Source organism: Corynebacterium sp. CMW7794, from assembly GCF_001563605.1.
GTDB lineage: Bacteria > Actinomycetota > Actinomycetes > Mycobacteriales > Mycobacteriaceae > Corynebacterium > Corynebacterium phoceense.
In genome coordinates this window covers 17412-31461 of record NZ_KQ961737.1, presented here as the reverse complement: position 1 = coordinate 31461, position 14050 = coordinate 17412, and the positions used below count along the sequence as shown (strand labels likewise).

Below are 14050 nucleotides of genomic sequence, written 5' to 3'. Positions count from 1 at the left end.
AAAACGCCAAAAGCCCAGGCACATGGCCTGGGCTGTGCACTTCGGTGTAGTGGAGTACGGCTTAGAGGTTCGGGAACCAGATAGCGATCTCGCGCTCTGCGGACTCCGGGGAGTCAGAACCGTGGACGACGTTCTCGCCAACGGTGAGGGCGAAGTCGCCGCGGATGGTGCCCGGGGTGGCCTTGGAGACCGGGTCGGTGCCGCCAGCCAGCTGACGCCATGCCTCGATGGCACGCTCGCCCTCGACAACGCCAGCAACCAGCGGAGCAGAGGTGATGAACTCGACCAGCTCGCCGAAGAACGGCTTGTCTGCGTGCTCGGCGTAGTGCTTCTCCGCGGTCTCGCGGTCAGCAACGCGCAGGTCCATAGCGGTGAGCTTGAGCCCCTTGCGCTCGATGCGGGAGATGATCTCGCCGATGTGGCCGTTGGCAACGCCGTCCGGCTTGATAAGAATGAGGGTACGTTCAGTCATGCGAAACATAGTACATGACGCCCCGCTTCCGCGCGCACGTTATCGGCCTTGCGCGAGCGCGTGCACAACCGCCTCTGCTTCTTCCTCGCTGGTGCCCCGGAACCACAGGCGTACCTGCCCCACTGCGACGCCGAATTGACCGTTGTCGAGCAGCCGCTCCAGCTCGGCCGTTTGCTCCTCGTTGAGGACCTTCTCCTGGCTCTCGATGACCCTCCCCTGGTACACGAGCCCGATGACGAGCGCGAGGGCAGCGAGGACCATGCACACCACGGCGACGAGGCGCGGCGCACCAAAAAGTTGGCTGCCTATCGCCGCAAGGCAAAAGAATGCAGAGAAAGCGAAGAGAACGTAGCGCATGCGCACCAGCATAACGAGACCACGCAGCACATCCCGCTTTACCCCCAAAAGTATAGATATTTAATAATCTACCCTGCCCACGTACCCTTCGGCACAAACTTAGCACCCCCTTACTTCTCGAAGGTTAGGTTACCCTTTGTTAATTGTGCTTTATTGAGTGCGCGCGCTACTCAGCCGCCTTTGTTTCATCTCATTGACCAAGGAGAACCCCATCGTGGCATCTCGTTTCCGACGCGGCACATTCATTGCCGCCCTCACCACCACCGCCCTCATCCCTCTCACTGTGCCTGCCTCCGCCGCAACGGCGGACGGTCACCTGCACTGGGGCATCCGCGCCAGCTTCAACAGCTACACCAACGGGGCGACCTACGTGGGCGACGGGGCAACGCGCACGGACAATGGCTTTGATTTCGAGCTCACCGACGTCACCTTTGACAAGGAGTCGAAGCGAACCGAGGCCCAGTTCAACGGCACTATCCTCTACCGCAAGTACTGCCAGGATGCCTCGCAACCGATGACGAGCGTGTGCGATCTCGACTTGCGATTCGAAGACCCGAAGGTCGTGCTCTCCCCCGCCGAGTCCTACCTTGAGGCTCACGTGAGCTCCAAGCAGTACCTCAAGAACGAGATCTACGCACCCAAAGAGGCCGTCAAGATAGCTACCCTCAAGCCCAGCTCCGCCACGTTCACCAACGAGGGCGGACGCGTCTCGTGGGAGAATATCGCCTCTACCCTGACCGAAGAAGGCAACCGCATGTTCTCCGAGTTCTACTCCGTGGGCGAGGGACTCGATCCCGTGGCGCTGAACTATGTCGGTGAGGGCGCCACCTTCGTCGAGTCGGACATCACGCTGCGCACGCAGACCTGGAACTCCCACGCTGACTATGACGACGGCGTGCACCAGCTCTTCGATACTGGCACCGGCGTACTCGTCGGCATGCCCGATGGACAGGGCTACGCGCTCATTGACAACAACCTAAAGGAAATCGCGGCCTTGCCCGCCCAGACCGGCAACCGTGGCCTCGCGGCCTACGATTCGAATCACAAGGTGCTCTACTACGTCGACGAGACCGACCGCGCCGAGCTCAAGGCAGTCGACATCACCGATTCCGGCTTCGGCACCCCGCGTGTAGCCGCCACCGCCTCCCACGACATCTACGCGGTGGGCTACCACCCGGGCACCGACGTCATTGCTGCTATCGTCCCGGAGGATTTTAGCGCCCGCACCGCAACGCTGCTTTCAGGGTCGAACGGAACCTTCACCGAGGCGCCGCTGCCCACCGGCGAACAGCTCTTCGGAGACACTCGCCTGGACGCGGAGCCGGGCACTATTTGGGCTAACGACTTCGCGTGGAAGAACCAGGCGGAGCTTTTGCCCATGAAAGACGGCACGTTCCTCTACAACGGCTCGCCGGAGCCTTACTTCGAGGGCGAGGAACTCCCCACGAAGTCGCTGCTTTACTCCATCAAGCCCGACGCCACCGAGGTCACTGAGCGCGCCACCTTCATGAAGGGCTCGCGCTACACTTCCCAGAGCACCTACCTCGACGGGCTGTCCACCGATGGCGTGCACATCTACCGCTTTAACTCGAATCCCAATCCGTCGGCCGCCGCCGCGCAGTCGCTCATTTACGATCCGGATACCCGCGACGTCAAGGCCGAGAGCGAGCCGACCTTTGGCGTGCTTCCGGGTTGGGCGGCTGTCGGCTTCGACGCAGACGGCACGCCCATTCAGCTTAATGGCTCGACCGGCGATCTCAACTGGCTCCAGCAGGGCAGCTTCACCGTGACGAAGTCCTTCCCGCTGCCCAACGGGCGCGAGACGACCAATGTCACGAACAACACGTTCCTGGTTCGCAAGGACGGCACCATGTTCGTGCCCACTCTCGACGAGTCGCGTGGAGACTGGAAGGAGCACTACGTCCTGCGCCGCATCGATGTCGCGTCCGAAGATACGCCCGCAATCAGCGAGGAAGACAACCTGGCTAAGCTGCGCAAGCGTGCGCTTGCTGTTCCCCAGAAGAAGCTTGACGATGCCACCTCGGCACTGGCCGCAGATCCCACCAACGCTGAGCTGCAGCGTGATGTCGCTATCGCTCAAGCAGAGCTCGACATCGCCACCGCCAAGCTCGACAATGACGCAGACAAACTCGCTGCCGCGCAACAGGCTCTCGCTAAGGCCCAAGCTGGCCAGCCGGAGTCGGGCAAGCCCAAACCTGAAAACCCAAAGCCGGAAAACACCCAGCCAAACAAGCCCAAACCTGAAAACCCGAAGCCGGAAAAGCCCGAGTCGGAGAAGTCAAGCAAGCCGGAGTCGATGAGTGCCTCGGCGACGGTGGCCTGGATCGTGCCGATCCTTACGCTCCTCGCGGCTCTAGGCAGCGTCGGCTACGCCGTTATCCACGGCATGATCCCCGGTCTCAAGCTGCCGAAGCTCCCCTTCTAGCGATTAATTCGGAGCGTCGAGGTGTTGCGTCGTGAGGTAACCGCGGCGCATGCGCTCGACAATGATGGAGCGCAGATACAACGCCAGTCCCCATAGCATCGCAAAGATGATGGCAACGGCGAGCACAGACCAGTGGATGAAGATGCCCATCGCAGCGCCCACGATTTGGCCGGCGAAGATGACGGCGAGCGCCCACGGCTTCTTAATGAAAGCGAACATGATGACGTGGAACGCGAGCCACGCGCCCACCAGCGCGATAGTGGTGGTCGTCCACAGCTCGCCGTTGTAGAGCATGCGCAACGCCAGCAGGGCGAGGACCAGCGTGATGACCTCCATGGTGAGCCCGTTGGCCAGCACCATGCCAGTGAACTGCTTGAGCGGGTCCTTGGCCGGGGCGTGCCCCATGCCCAGCGGGCCTACCTCTGACTCGACGCGGGGCTTGCCCCGCAGTTCGTCACGGTTGTTGTTGCGCGAAGTCATGCAAGTGAGTTTGCCAAAACCGGCAGGGCAAGTCTAATTAATACGGGCCGCGACGTGGTCCAGAATTGCCCCTGCGACGTCGACGCCGGTGGTCTCCGTGAGCGCCACGAATTGAGCGTTGGAATTGACCTCGCAGATAAGCGGCGCGCCGTCGGCATCGAAGAGCACGTCGATGCCGCCGAAGTCGAGGCCGGTCGCGCCCATAGCGCCCCGCGCAGCCGCGATGGTGGCGGCATCGGGAGCAAAGGCCTCGGCCGTGCCGCCGGCTGCGATATTCGCACGAAAGTCACCGGAGCTGCGGCGGATCATGGCAGCGACGAGGTCATCGCCCACGAAGTAGAGGCGCGCGTCCGTGCCCGTGGCCGCGGCGATGAAGCGCTGGAGGACGGCGTCCTCCGTGCCCAGGCCGCACAGGAAGTCCAGGAGTCCGGCGCGGGACTCGACTAATTCCACGCCCGCGCCCCAGGAGCTGCGGGCACGCTTGGCCACGAGCGGGAGCCCGAGAGTGTCGATGGCGGCGTCGGCGTACTTGCCCCAGGCGGTCTGCGGGGCAAAGCGCAGCGGCACGAGCAACGTATCCGGCTGAGGCACGCCTGCGGCGAGCAGGGCCGGGTACGTGAGCGCCTTGGAATCGCAAGTCTCGACGGCCGCGGCGGAGTTGAATACGCGCGTGCCCCGGGCCTCGAGGAGCCGGAGGAGTGCGACGTCCTTGTCGAAGGCCAGGGCGAAGGAGGGGGCATCGACAAGCTGGGCATGGGCATTGGTGACGCGGTCCAGCGTGAGCCCGCGGGCGCGGGCGGCGTCCTCAAGCAGGCCGAACTGGCGGTCAAAGACCGGCCAGTTGAGCCACGCGTTGTGGACGAGCCAGCCCATCTACGCTCCCAGGAGGGTGCGGGCCTCGCCGGCCGTGGCGACGGAGCCGGTGATGATGATGCCCTTGCCCGCGAAGGCCTGGGCGCCGTCTTCGTCGGCGAGCTCGATAGCCTGGTCCACCGCGTCGAGGATGGTATGCGCGGTGTAGACGCGCTCGTCGCCGAAGACGTCGGCGGCGAGTTCCGCGAGCTCCTCCATCTCCATCGCGCGGGGGTTGGAATTCTGCGTGATGACCACGCGATTGACAGCGGGCTCGAGCGTCTTCAAGATGTCGAGGACGTCCTTGTCACCGAAGATGGACACGACGGCGGTGACGTCTGCGAAGTCGAAGTCGCGGTCGAGCGCGGCGACGAGCGAACGCATGCCGTGCGCGTTATGCGCGGAGTCAACGAAGACCGCCGGGTTGGCACGCAAGCGCTCGAAGCGGCCCGGGACCGTGGCTTGGGCGAAGCCGTTGCGGACACTTGCGATGTCGAGGGCGTGGCCAGCGTGGGCGCCGAAGAAGGCCTCCACAGCGGCGAGAGCGGTGGCCGCGTTGTGGGCCTGGTGCTCGCCGAAGAGCGGAATGAAGATGCCCTCGTAGGTGCCGCCCAGGCCGCGCAGAATGAGCTGCTGGCCGCCCACGGCGACAGCAGACTCGGCGACGGCGAACTCGGAGCCCTCGCGCGCGACACCAGAGTCAGTGTCTACGGCGCGCTGGAGGAGGACCTTCATGGCGTCGGGCTCCTGCACGCCAATGATCGCGATGTTCTCGTCCGGGCCGGCGTCGAAGCCCTCGTCGTGCGGGCGCGGCTTGATAATACCGGCCTTCTGCTCAGCGATCTCCGGGAGGGTCTCCCCCAGCCAGTTCATGTGGTCCATGCCGATAGGCGTGATGACGGAGACGTCCGCGTTGATGACGTTCGTGGCGTCCCAGGTGCCGCCCATGCCGACCTCGACGACGGCGACGTCGACGGGAGCGTCCGCGAAGGCCGCGAAGGCCAGCGCCACGAGGACTTCGAACTTGCTCATCGGGGCTTGCCCGGCGAACTTGTCGTCGACCATCGCCACGTAAGGGGCGATCTCCTCCCAGATGCGTACGAGGTCGCGCGCGGGAATGGGATTGCCGTCGATGACGATGCACTCGGTCATCCTGCTCAGTGCTGGCGTGGTGAACAGGCCGGTGCGGCGGTGGAAGGCGCGCAGGAGCGAATCCGTAAGACGAGCGGTTGAGGTCTTTCCATTCGTGCCGGCGATGTGGATGGCCGGGAAAGTCTTCTCCGGGTTGCCCAAGATGTCGAGGAGCATCTCCACGCGGTCGAGCGAGGGATTCGGATCCGTCTCGCGCGGGCGCGCGTTGAGCTCCGCCTCGAGTGCTGCCAGCTGAGCCAGCTCTTCAGGGGTGTCCTCCGCGGGCGCGGGCTCCTCGTACTCGTCCTCGGAACCCATGCCGAGGTTGAGCGTGAGCCCGGAGTCGGTGATCTCCACCGGGCTGTCCGCGGTGCCCTCGGCAAGTGCGTCGACGATCTCGAACTCGTCGTCCTTGCTGTCCTTCTTGTCTGCCACTACTTGAGTGCCTCCAGGCGTGCGGTAATGCGCTCGACCTCTTCTTGTGCAACCTGCTGGCGGGTGCGGATCTTCTCCACGACGGTATCGGGAGCCTTGGAAAGGAAGGCCTCATTGGCGAGCTTCTTGCCGGTCTGCTCAAGTTCCTTCTCCGCCTTGCCCAGGTCCTTGGTCAGGCGCTTGCGCTCGGCCTCGACGTCGACGGTGCCGGAGGTATCCAGTGCGACCTCGACGGTGGCCTGGGTGAGGCGCACCTCGATGGACGCGGACGGCGCGAAGCCGTCTTCCGGCTCGGTTGTGTTGGCGAGGTTGCGGATCATAGCCTCGAGCGGCACTAGATCGCAGGCGGCGAAATCGAGGCGGCCCGGGACCTTCTGCGAAGGCTTGACGCCTTGGTCGGAGCGGAAGCGGCGCAGCTCGGTGATGAGCTTGTCCGCGTCCGCGATGCGGCGCGCAGCAACCTCGTCCTTCTCGGCGCCACCGTTGGTGTCCTCCTGCGTCGGCCACGGGGCGACGACGATGGTCTCGCCGCCGGTGAGAGCCTTCCACAGGACCTCGGTGACAAACGGCATGGTCGGGTGGAGCAGGCGCAGGACCACGTCGAGGACGCGGCCCAGAACGAGCTGCGTATTGTGGCCGGTCAGCCGCTCCGCGTCTGACGTTTCTGCCGAATCGAAGTCGCGCGGGATCTGCGTCTTGGCAATCTCGACGTACCAGTCGCACAGCTCGTCCCACGCGAAGTGGTAGAGCAGCTCGTTGGCCTTGGCGAACTGGTAGTCGTCCAGGTACTTATCCACCTGAACGCGGACCTCTTCGGCGCGGTCGAGGATCCAGCGGTCGGCATCCGTGAGCGCGTCGCGAGCGGGCAGCTCGCCCACGCCCGCGCCGTTCATGAGCGCGAACTTCGTGGCGTTGAAGAGCTTCGTGGCGAAGTTGCGGGAGGCCGCGGCAGCGTCCTGGCCCAGCGGCAGGTCAACGCCCGGGTTGGCGCCGCGCGCGAGGGTGAAGCGCAGGGCGTCCGCGCCGTAGTCGCGGACCCAGTCCATGGGGTCGATGCCGTTGCCGAGCGACTTGGACATCTTGCGGCCCTGCTCGTCGCGGACGAGGCCGTGCAGATAGATGTCGTGGAACGGAATCTGCGGACGGCCGTCCTTGCCTTCGCCGAGGAGCTCCGGGGTATGAGCCCCCGCGAAGGTGCCGAACATCATCATGCGAGCGACCCAGAAGAAGAGGATGTCGTACGCGGTGACGAGCACGTTCGTGGGATAGAACTTCTCCAGATCCGGGGTCTTCTCCGGCCAGCCGAGCGTGGAGAAGGGCCACAACGCCGAGGAGAACCAGGTGTCGAGGACGTCGGGGTCCTGGACGTAGCCAGCTGGCGGCTCCTCGTCGGGGCCGACGCAGACGATATCGCCGTCCGGGCCGTACCAGATCGGAATACGGTGGCCCCACCACAGCTGGCGCGAGATGCACCAGTCGTGCATGTCATCGACCCAGTCGAAGTAACGCGGCTCCAGGGAGGTCGGGTGGATGACGGTATCGCCCTCGCGGACGGCGTCGCCGGAGTACTTGGCGAGCTTCTCCACGGCGACGAACCACTGCAGGGACAGGCGCGGCTCGACGGGCTCGCCGGAACGCTCCGAGTGGCCCACGGAGTGGACGTAGGGGCGGATTTCCTTGACAATGCGCCCCTGCTCGGCGAGCGCCTCGCGGATCTGCACGCGGGCCTCTTCGCGGGTCAAACCATCGAACTGGGTGCCCGTGTTTGCGATATGGCCGGTCGTGTCCATGATGTTCGGCATGTCCAGGTTGTGGCGCAGGCCCATCTGGTAGTCGTTCGGGTCGTGGGCCGGGGTGATCTTCACGGCGCCGGTGCCGAATTCCATGTCCACGTAGTCGTCGGCGATGACCTTGAGCGTGAGGTCGTCGCGGAATGGGTGCGGGAACTCCTGGCCGACGAGGTCCTTGTAGCGCTCGTCGTCCGGGTGGACGGCAATCGCGACGTCGCCGAGCATTGTCTCCACACGGGTCGTGGCCACGATGAGGTGCGGCTCGTCGTCATTGAGGGAGCCGTAGCGAATGGAAACGAGCTCACCCTCGACGTCTTTGTAGACGACCTCGATGTCGGAGACGGCGGTCTCGAGCACCGGCGACCAGTTGACCAGGCGGTTGGCTTGATAGATCAGGCCTTCGTCGTAGAGCTGCTTGAAGATAGTCTGGACGGCGCGAGAGAGACCATCATCAAGCGTAAAGCGCTCGCGGGACCAGTCCACGGAGTCGCCGATGGCGCGCATCTGATTCTGAATAGTTCCGCCGTACTCGCGCTTCCACTCCCAGACCTTCTCAATGAATTCCTCGCGGTCGTAGTCCCAGCGGGACTTGCCCTCGGTCTCCTTAAGCTTGGCCTCGACCTTGGTCTGGGTCGCGATACCCGCGTGGTCCGCGCCCGGCAGCCACAGCGTAGCGAAGCCCTGCATGCGCTTGCGGCGGATAATCGAGTCGATGAGCGTGTGGTCCAAGGCGTGGCCCATGTGCAGCTGACCGGTGACGTTCGGCGGCGGCAACACGATGGAATACGGCTCGGCCTCGGACTCGGCCGACGGTGTGAAGTAGCCCGCCTTCACCCAGCCTTCGTAGAGGTCAGATTCGACCGACTGCGGATCCCAGGACTTGGGCAGCGCGTCGGCGCGGTTGGTACCAACTAAATTCTTGTCATTTCGCTCAGTCACCCGGCCAAGTCTACCCTGTGCGTCAACGCCGAATTCTTACCCCCATTCCAGCATTTTCCCCCGCCCGCGCGCGCCCGGCGCTACATTGCTTTCCATGTCTTCACAAGTAACCCGCCTGCGCACGCGCCACTTCCTCGACGCGCATGCACAAGGAACCAAGTTTTCATGCTTGACCAGCTACGATGCCCTCACCGCCGGTATCTTTGACGAAGCTGGCATCGAACTCCTCCTCGTCGGTGACTCCGCCGCGAATGTCGTCTACGGCCGCGAGACCACGCTCTCCCTTACCCTCGACGAAACCATCACCATGGCCAAGGCCGTCGTCGCCGCCACACAACGCGCCTTCGTCGTCGTCGATCTTCCCTTCGGCTCCTACGAGGCCTCGCCTTCGCAGGCGCTCGAATCCGCTGTCCGCGTCATGAAGGAGACCGGGGCGCACGCCGTGAAGTTCGAGGGCGGCGCGGAGCTCGCCCCCACCGTCGAGAAGTTGGTCGCCGCAGGCATCCCTGTCTGCGCGCACATCGGGTTCACGCCCCAGTCCGTCCACGCCTTGGGCGGCTTCCGCGTCCAGGGCCGCGGGGACCAAGCCGACCGCTTGCTTGCCGATGCCTCCTCCCTCGCCGCCGCCGGCGCCTTCGCCGTCGTCCTCGAGATGGTCCCGGCCCCCGTTGCCGCGCGCGTCACGAAGACCATCGACATCCCAACGATCGGCATCGGCGCCGGGGCCGACACCGACGGCCAGATCCTCGTATGGACCGACATGGCCGGACTGTCCACCGTCGCCCCGCGCTTCTCCCGCACGTACGCAGACCTGCGCGCCACGCTCACCGAGGCCGTCTCCTCCTACATCGCAGACATCAACTCCGGCTCCTTCCCCTCCGAGGCAGAAAGCTTTCAGGACTAATGCAGATTCTCACCACTAAAGCTCAACTATTCGCATTCCAACGCACTGGCTCGGTCGGATTGGTTCCCACCATGGGCGCGCTCCACGGCGGCCACGCCTCACTCGTGCGCCGCGCACGCGAAGAGAACGACACCGTGGTTGTCTCCGTCTTCGTCAATCCCCTGCAGTTCGACAAGCTCGGCGACTGCGAGGATTACCGCGAATACCCGCGCAACCTCGACGCGGACGCCGCGTTCCTCGAGTCGCTCGGCGTCGACGCAGTCTTCGCGCCCTCGCCGGAGGAGATGTACCCGAACGGCCAGGCCATCTGGGTACGCACCGGCCGCATGGGCGAGGCCCTCGAGGGTGTGACGCGCCCCGGGCACTTCGATGGTGTCGCCACCGTCGTGACCAAGCTGTTCAACCTCGTGCGCCCGGACCGCGCCTACTTCGGCCAGAAAGACGCACAGCAGGTCGCTATCATTCGCCGCATGGTCGCCGACCTCGACCTGCCCGTCGACATCGTGGCGGTCCCCATCGTCCGCGCCGCCGACGGCCTCGCCGAGTCCAGCCGCAACCAGCGCCTCTCCCCCGACGAGCGCCCGCAGGCCCTCCAGCTGTCCCAGGCGCTCTTCGCGCTGCGCGACGGCGCCACGCTTGACAAGGCCCGCGCGATGATCGACAGGCTCGACTACCTCGTCGTCGTCGACCCGCTTACCCTGAACGCAGTCGAGCCGGACCAGCGCCCCGCCCTCGCGCTGTGTGCAGCGTGGGTCGGCCCGGTCCGGCTCATTGACAACCTCGAGCTGAGCTAGAGGAGATCCTTCACGGCCTCGCGCTCGGCGCGCAGCTCGGCGACGGAGGCCTCGATGCGCTCCTTCTGGAAGTCGCTGAGCTCGAGGCCCTGAACGATCTCCCACTTACCGTCGCGCGCAATGGTCGGGAAGCCGCAGATGAGTCCCTCGTCCACGCCGTAGCTGCCGTCCGAGACAACAGCGGCGGTGCGCCAGTCCTCGGTGCCGGCGAACCAGTCGCGCATGTGATCGATGGCCGCCGAGGCCGCCGACGCAGCAGACGACGAACCGCGGACCTCGATGATCTCGGCACCGCGCTTGGCCACGCGCGGAATGAACTCATCGGCGTACCAGGCCTGGTCGACCTCGACCTTCTCGCCATTTGCCTCGGCGAACGTGAGATCCGGGAACTGGGAAGCGGAGTGGTTGCCCCAGACCGCGACCTTCGTGAAGTCCGTCGTGCGCTTGCCGGTCTTCTCGGCCAGCTGGCTCAGTGCACGGTTGTGGTCGAGACGCATGAGAGCGGTGAACTGGCGTGAGTCCAGATCCGGAGCGTTCTTCGAGGCAATGAGCGCGTTAGTATTCGCCGGGTTGCCCACGACGAGCACCTTGACGTCGCGGTCCGCGAAGTCGTTGATGGCCTTGCCCTGCGGGCCGAAGATGGCGCCGTTGGCGCTGAGCAGGTCAGCGCGCTCCATACCCTTCGTGCGCGGGCGGGAGCCGACGAGGAACGCGGCGGTGGTGCCGGTGAATGCTTCCTCCAAGTCGGTGGTGACGGTGACGGACTGGAGCAGCGGGAAGGCGGCATCGGCAAGCTCCATGGCCACGCCGGTCGCGGCCTGCTTCGCGGGCTCAATCTCCAGCAACACCAAGTCGACCGGCACGTCCTTGCCGAAGACCTCGCCGGAAGCCACACGGAAAGCAAGGGCGTAGCCGATATTGCCGGCCGCGCCCGTAATCGTCACACGCTGAGCAGAAGTCATCACAGTTCCTTTCACACGACTGAATTTGCTCTTAGTGTCTAGTTTCCCTGCACACCCATGAAAATGCGACCACTGTGACCTAACCCCAACCGGGCACCCCCCAAATGGGCTCCACCTTTCACCCATTTCGGGTAGATTTCCACATTTGAATTTCACGGCCCGCGCTTTTCGGGCACGATGGATAGGCAGAGAAATTTGAGAAAGGGAGACCCACAGCGATGGCTACTGATGACAACGCTACGACCGAGACAACCGGCACCACCGCGGCCGAGGTCGCCGTCGAGCGAGTCGTCGAAATTGCTACAGAGCAATTTTCCCGCAAGGGTTTCGCCGAGACAAAGCTCGACACCATTTCCCGCGCGTCCGGCATGTCCAAGCGCATGATCCACTATCACTTCGGCGATAAGCAGGGGCTGTATCAAAAGGCACTAGCCCACGCCGCCGAGTTGCTCGCACCCAATGTGGCGCTCATGGAAACCCACTCCGCCGTGCCCGTCGAAGGCGTGCGCAAGCTCGTGGACACCATCTTCGACCAGTACGTCGCCCACCCTGAGGCCGTGCGCCTGCTCACGCAGGAATCCGTCATCCAGTCCCTCGAGACCACGCAGAACGCCGCGGTCACGGACCTCTCCGAGCTCTCGCTCCACCTGGATAAGCTGCTCATGAAGGGCCAGGATGCCGGCGCTTTCCGCCCCGGTATTTCCGCGAATGACGTCTTCGTGCTCATCGCGTCGCTCGCGATGTACCGCACGACGAACAAAGACATGATGATCAATCTGCTGGGTCTCGACATGACGAACGAGACCAACACGGAGGGCATGCGCCGCATGGTTATCGACGCCATCCTTGCGTTCCTCACGGCGAATATTCCGGACACCGGTCAGGAGTCCTACCTCACCGCCAAGGTCGAAGACGATGAGTCCGAGGTGCCCTCGGATGTCTACGACTCGGGTGCGGGCATTTACGACTAATCCCCCGTTCCTTGCGAAAATCGTCGCGAGAGTTCAACGCACATGACGATTTTCGGCAGCAACTCGCCCCGTTCCTTGCGAAAATCCTCCCGCGCCAGCACGGCTGCGGGAGGATTCTTTTAGGCGGACTGTTCGGCCGGGGCGTAGAGGTACTCGGGCTCGGCCTCGCCGCGGACGGTGGCGGCCGTGATGCGCACGCCGGAGATGTCTTCGCGGTCCGGGAGGTCGTACATGATGGGCACGAGCAGCTCCTCAAGGATGGCACGCAGGCCGCGGGCGCCGGTCTTGCGCTCCATGGCGAGCTCGGCGATTTCCTCGAGGGCGTCCTTATCGAACTCGAGGGCGGCACCGTCCATCTCGAACAGAGCCTGGTACTGGCGCACGAGCGAGTTCTTCGGCTCGGTGAGCACGCGGACGAGGGACTCCGTGTCGAGGTTGTCCACGGTCGCGACGACGGGCAGGCGGCCAATGAACTCGGGGATGAGGCCGAACTTCACGAGGTCCTCCGGACGCACCTGGTCGAAGAGGTCGTGGCGCTCGCGCTCGGCGGCGGTGTCCAGCTTCGCACCGAAGCCCACGCCCTTCTTGCCCACGCGGTCCGCGATGACCTTCTCCAAACCCGCGAAGGCACCGGCGACGATGAACAGGATATTCGAGGTATCGAGCTGGATGAACTCCTGGTTCGGGTGTTTGCGGCCGCCCTGCGGCGGGATAGCAGCGACGGTGCCCTCGAGGATCTTGAGAAGCGCCTGCTGCACGCCTTCGCCGGAGACGTCGCGGGTAATCGACGGGTTTTCCGACTTGCGGGAGATCTTGTCAATCTCGTCAACGTAGATGATGCCGCGCTGCGCGCGCTCCACGTCGAAGTCCGCGGCCTGCAACAGCTTGAGCAGAATATTTTCCACATCCTCGCCCACATAGCCGGCCTCAGTGAGCGAGGTGGCATCGGCGATAGCGAACGGGACGTCGAGCATGCGCGCGAGCGTCTGCGCGAGGTAGGTCTTGCCGGAGCCGGTCGGGCCGAGCATCAAGATGTTGGATTTTGCGATTTCTACAGCGTCTTCGGGTGCGGCGTGGCGCCTACGGGAGGCATCGGCAGCCTGGGCCTCGTCCGACTTCATGCGCTTGTAATGGTTGTAGACCGCCACCGACAGCGCGCGCTTGGCGCGATCCTGGCCAATGACGTACTTGTCGAGGAACGCCGAAATCTCCGAGGGGCGCGGCAGGCGCGTCTCCGCCTTCTCCTCCGCGGCCTCAGCGTTCTTCCCCAGCTCCTCTTCGATGATCTCGTTGCACAGCTCAATGCACTCATCGCAGATGTAGACGCCGCCGCCGGCGATAAGCTTCTTCACTTGCTTCTGGCTCTTCCCACAGAATGAGCATTTCAGCAGGTCAGCGCTTTCTTGCATGCGTGCCAATTCAGGCCTTCCGTCTCGATTGCGTCTAGGGAGTCGCGCGCTGGGCGCGCCGTAACTTCCCACTCTAGTAAATCAACGCGCCGCCGCCCCGATTTCTTC

12 protein-coding genes are annotated in these 14050 nt (G+C 64.3%); 4 read left to right on the top strand and 8 right to left on the bottom strand.

The window, feature by feature from the left end:
- Positions 1-61: 61 nt before the first annotated feature.
- Together ndk and HMPREF3227_RS06410 are read right to left on the bottom strand one after the other, a co-directional pair.
- The gene (gene ndk / locus HMPREF3227_RS06415; protein ID WP_066492532.1) at positions 62-472 is read right to left on the bottom strand and encodes a nucleoside-diphosphate kinase; all 411 of its coding nucleotides are present in this window, start codon (positions 470-472) and stop codon (positions 62-64) included.
- 39 nt (positions 473-511) lie between these two features.
- Positions 512-829 carry a hypothetical protein gene (locus tag HMPREF3227_RS06410; protein ID WP_070540863.1) on the bottom strand — a complete coding sequence of 106 codons (318 nt, stop codon included), beginning with the start codon at positions 827-829 and terminating at the stop codon, positions 512-514.
- A 214-nt stretch (positions 830-1043) separates the two neighbouring features.
- Between HMPREF3227_RS06410 and HMPREF3227_RS06405 the strand changes: the two genes are divergently transcribed.
- Positions 1044-3275 (top strand): HtaA domain-containing protein, encoded by a 2232-nt coding sequence (locus tag HMPREF3227_RS06405; RefSeq protein WP_066511367.1) that lies wholly within the window; start codon positions 1044-1046, stop codon positions 3273-3275.
- A 3-nt stretch (positions 3276-3278) separates the two neighbouring features.
- Here HMPREF3227_RS06405 and HMPREF3227_RS06400 read toward each other — a convergent pair whose 3' ends face one another.
- The 4 genes from HMPREF3227_RS06400 to HMPREF3227_RS06385 are packed head-to-tail and all read right to left on the bottom strand — an operon-like array spanning position 3279 to position 8902.
- Positions 3279-3755, bottom strand: a complete 477-nt coding sequence (locus HMPREF3227_RS06400) for a DUF4233 domain-containing protein (RefSeq protein WP_066490525.1) — start codon at positions 3753-3755, stop codon at positions 3279-3281.
- Between the two features lie 33 nt (positions 3756-3788).
- A complete protein-coding gene (locus HMPREF3227_RS06395) occupies positions 3789-4628 on the bottom strand; it encodes an ATP-grasp domain-containing protein (protein WP_066511365.1) in 840 nt (279 codons plus the stop codon).
- Positions 4629-6173: a bifunctional folylpolyglutamate synthase/dihydrofolate synthase gene (locus HMPREF3227_RS06390; protein WP_066511358.1), complete on the bottom strand. Its 1545-nt coding sequence runs from the start codon at positions 6171-6173 to the stop codon at positions 4629-4631. It abuts the gene before it with no gap.
- A complete protein-coding gene (locus tag HMPREF3227_RS06385; protein WP_066490518.1) occupies positions 6173-8902 on the bottom strand; it encodes a valine--tRNA ligase in 2730 nt (909 codons plus the stop codon). The genes HMPREF3227_RS06390 and HMPREF3227_RS06385 overlap by 1 nt, the downstream gene beginning before the upstream one ends.
- A gap of 94 nt (positions 8903-8996) precedes the next feature.
- Between HMPREF3227_RS06385 and panB the strand changes: the two genes are divergently transcribed.
- Together panB and panC are read left to right on the top strand one after the other, a co-directional pair.
- Positions 8997-9806 carry a 3-methyl-2-oxobutanoate hydroxymethyltransferase gene (gene panB / locus HMPREF3227_RS06380; protein ID WP_066511355.1) on the top strand — a complete coding sequence of 270 codons (810 nt, stop codon included), beginning with the start codon at positions 8997-8999 and terminating at the stop codon, positions 9804-9806.
- Positions 9806-10600, top strand: coding sequence for a pantoate--beta-alanine ligase (panC, locus tag HMPREF3227_RS06375; RefSeq protein ID WP_066511349.1), 795 nt, complete (start codon positions 9806-9808; stop codon positions 10598-10600). Before panB ends, panC begins: the two co-directional genes overlap by 1 nt.
- Here panC and HMPREF3227_RS06370 read toward each other — a convergent pair.
- Positions 10597-11562 (bottom strand): malate dehydrogenase, encoded by a 966-nt coding sequence (locus tag HMPREF3227_RS06370; RefSeq protein ID WP_066511345.1) that lies wholly within the window; start codon positions 11560-11562, stop codon positions 10597-10599. The genes panC and HMPREF3227_RS06370 overlap by 4 nt on opposite strands.
- A gap of 218 nt (positions 11563-11780) precedes the next feature.
- On the opposite strand from HMPREF3227_RS06370, the gene HMPREF3227_RS06365 reads away from it, so the two are divergent.
- A complete protein-coding gene (locus HMPREF3227_RS06365; RefSeq protein WP_066511338.1) occupies positions 11781-12533 on the top strand; it encodes a TetR/AcrR family transcriptional regulator in 753 nt (250 codons plus the stop codon).
- A 119-nt stretch (positions 12534-12652) separates the two neighbouring features.
- On the opposite strand, the gene clpX is transcribed toward HMPREF3227_RS06365, so the two are convergent.
- Positions 12653-13951: an ATP-dependent Clp protease ATP-binding subunit ClpX gene (clpX, locus tag HMPREF3227_RS06360; protein ID WP_066490499.1), complete on the bottom strand. Its 1299-nt coding sequence runs from the start codon at positions 13949-13951 to the stop codon at positions 12653-12655.
- Positions 13952-14050: the final 99 nt, after the last annotated feature.

Bases quoted from the DNA above. Each gene is read 5' to 3' on its own strand.
- ndk (WP_066492532.1), bottom strand. From the start codon at position 472: ATGACTGAACGTACCCTCATTCTTATCAAGCCGGACGGCGTTGCCAAC.
- HMPREF3227_RS06410 (WP_070540863.1), bottom strand. From the start codon at position 829: ATGCGCTACGTTCTCTTCGCTTTCTCTGCATTCTTTTGCCTTGCGGCG.
- HMPREF3227_RS06400 (WP_066490525.1), bottom strand. From the start codon at position 3,755: ATGACTTCGCGCAACAACAACCGTGACGAACTGCGGGGCAAGCCCCGC.
- HMPREF3227_RS06395 (WP_066511365.1), bottom strand. From the start codon at position 4,628: ATGGGCTGGCTCGTCCACAACGCGTGGCTCAACTGGCCGGTCTTTGAC.
- panB (WP_066511355.1), top strand. From the start codon at position 8,997: ATGTCTTCACAAGTAACCCGCCTGCGCACGCGCCACTTCCTCGACGCG.
- panC (WP_066511349.1), top strand. From the start codon at position 9,806: ATGCAGATTCTCACCACTAAAGCTCAACTATTCGCATTCCAACGCACT.
- HMPREF3227_RS06370 (WP_066511345.1), bottom strand. From the start codon at position 11,562: ATGACTTCTGCTCAGCGTGTGACGATTACGGGCGCGGCCGGCAATATC.
- HMPREF3227_RS06365 (WP_066511338.1), top strand. From the start codon at position 11,781: ATGGCTACTGATGACAACGCTACGACCGAGACAACCGGCACCACCGCG.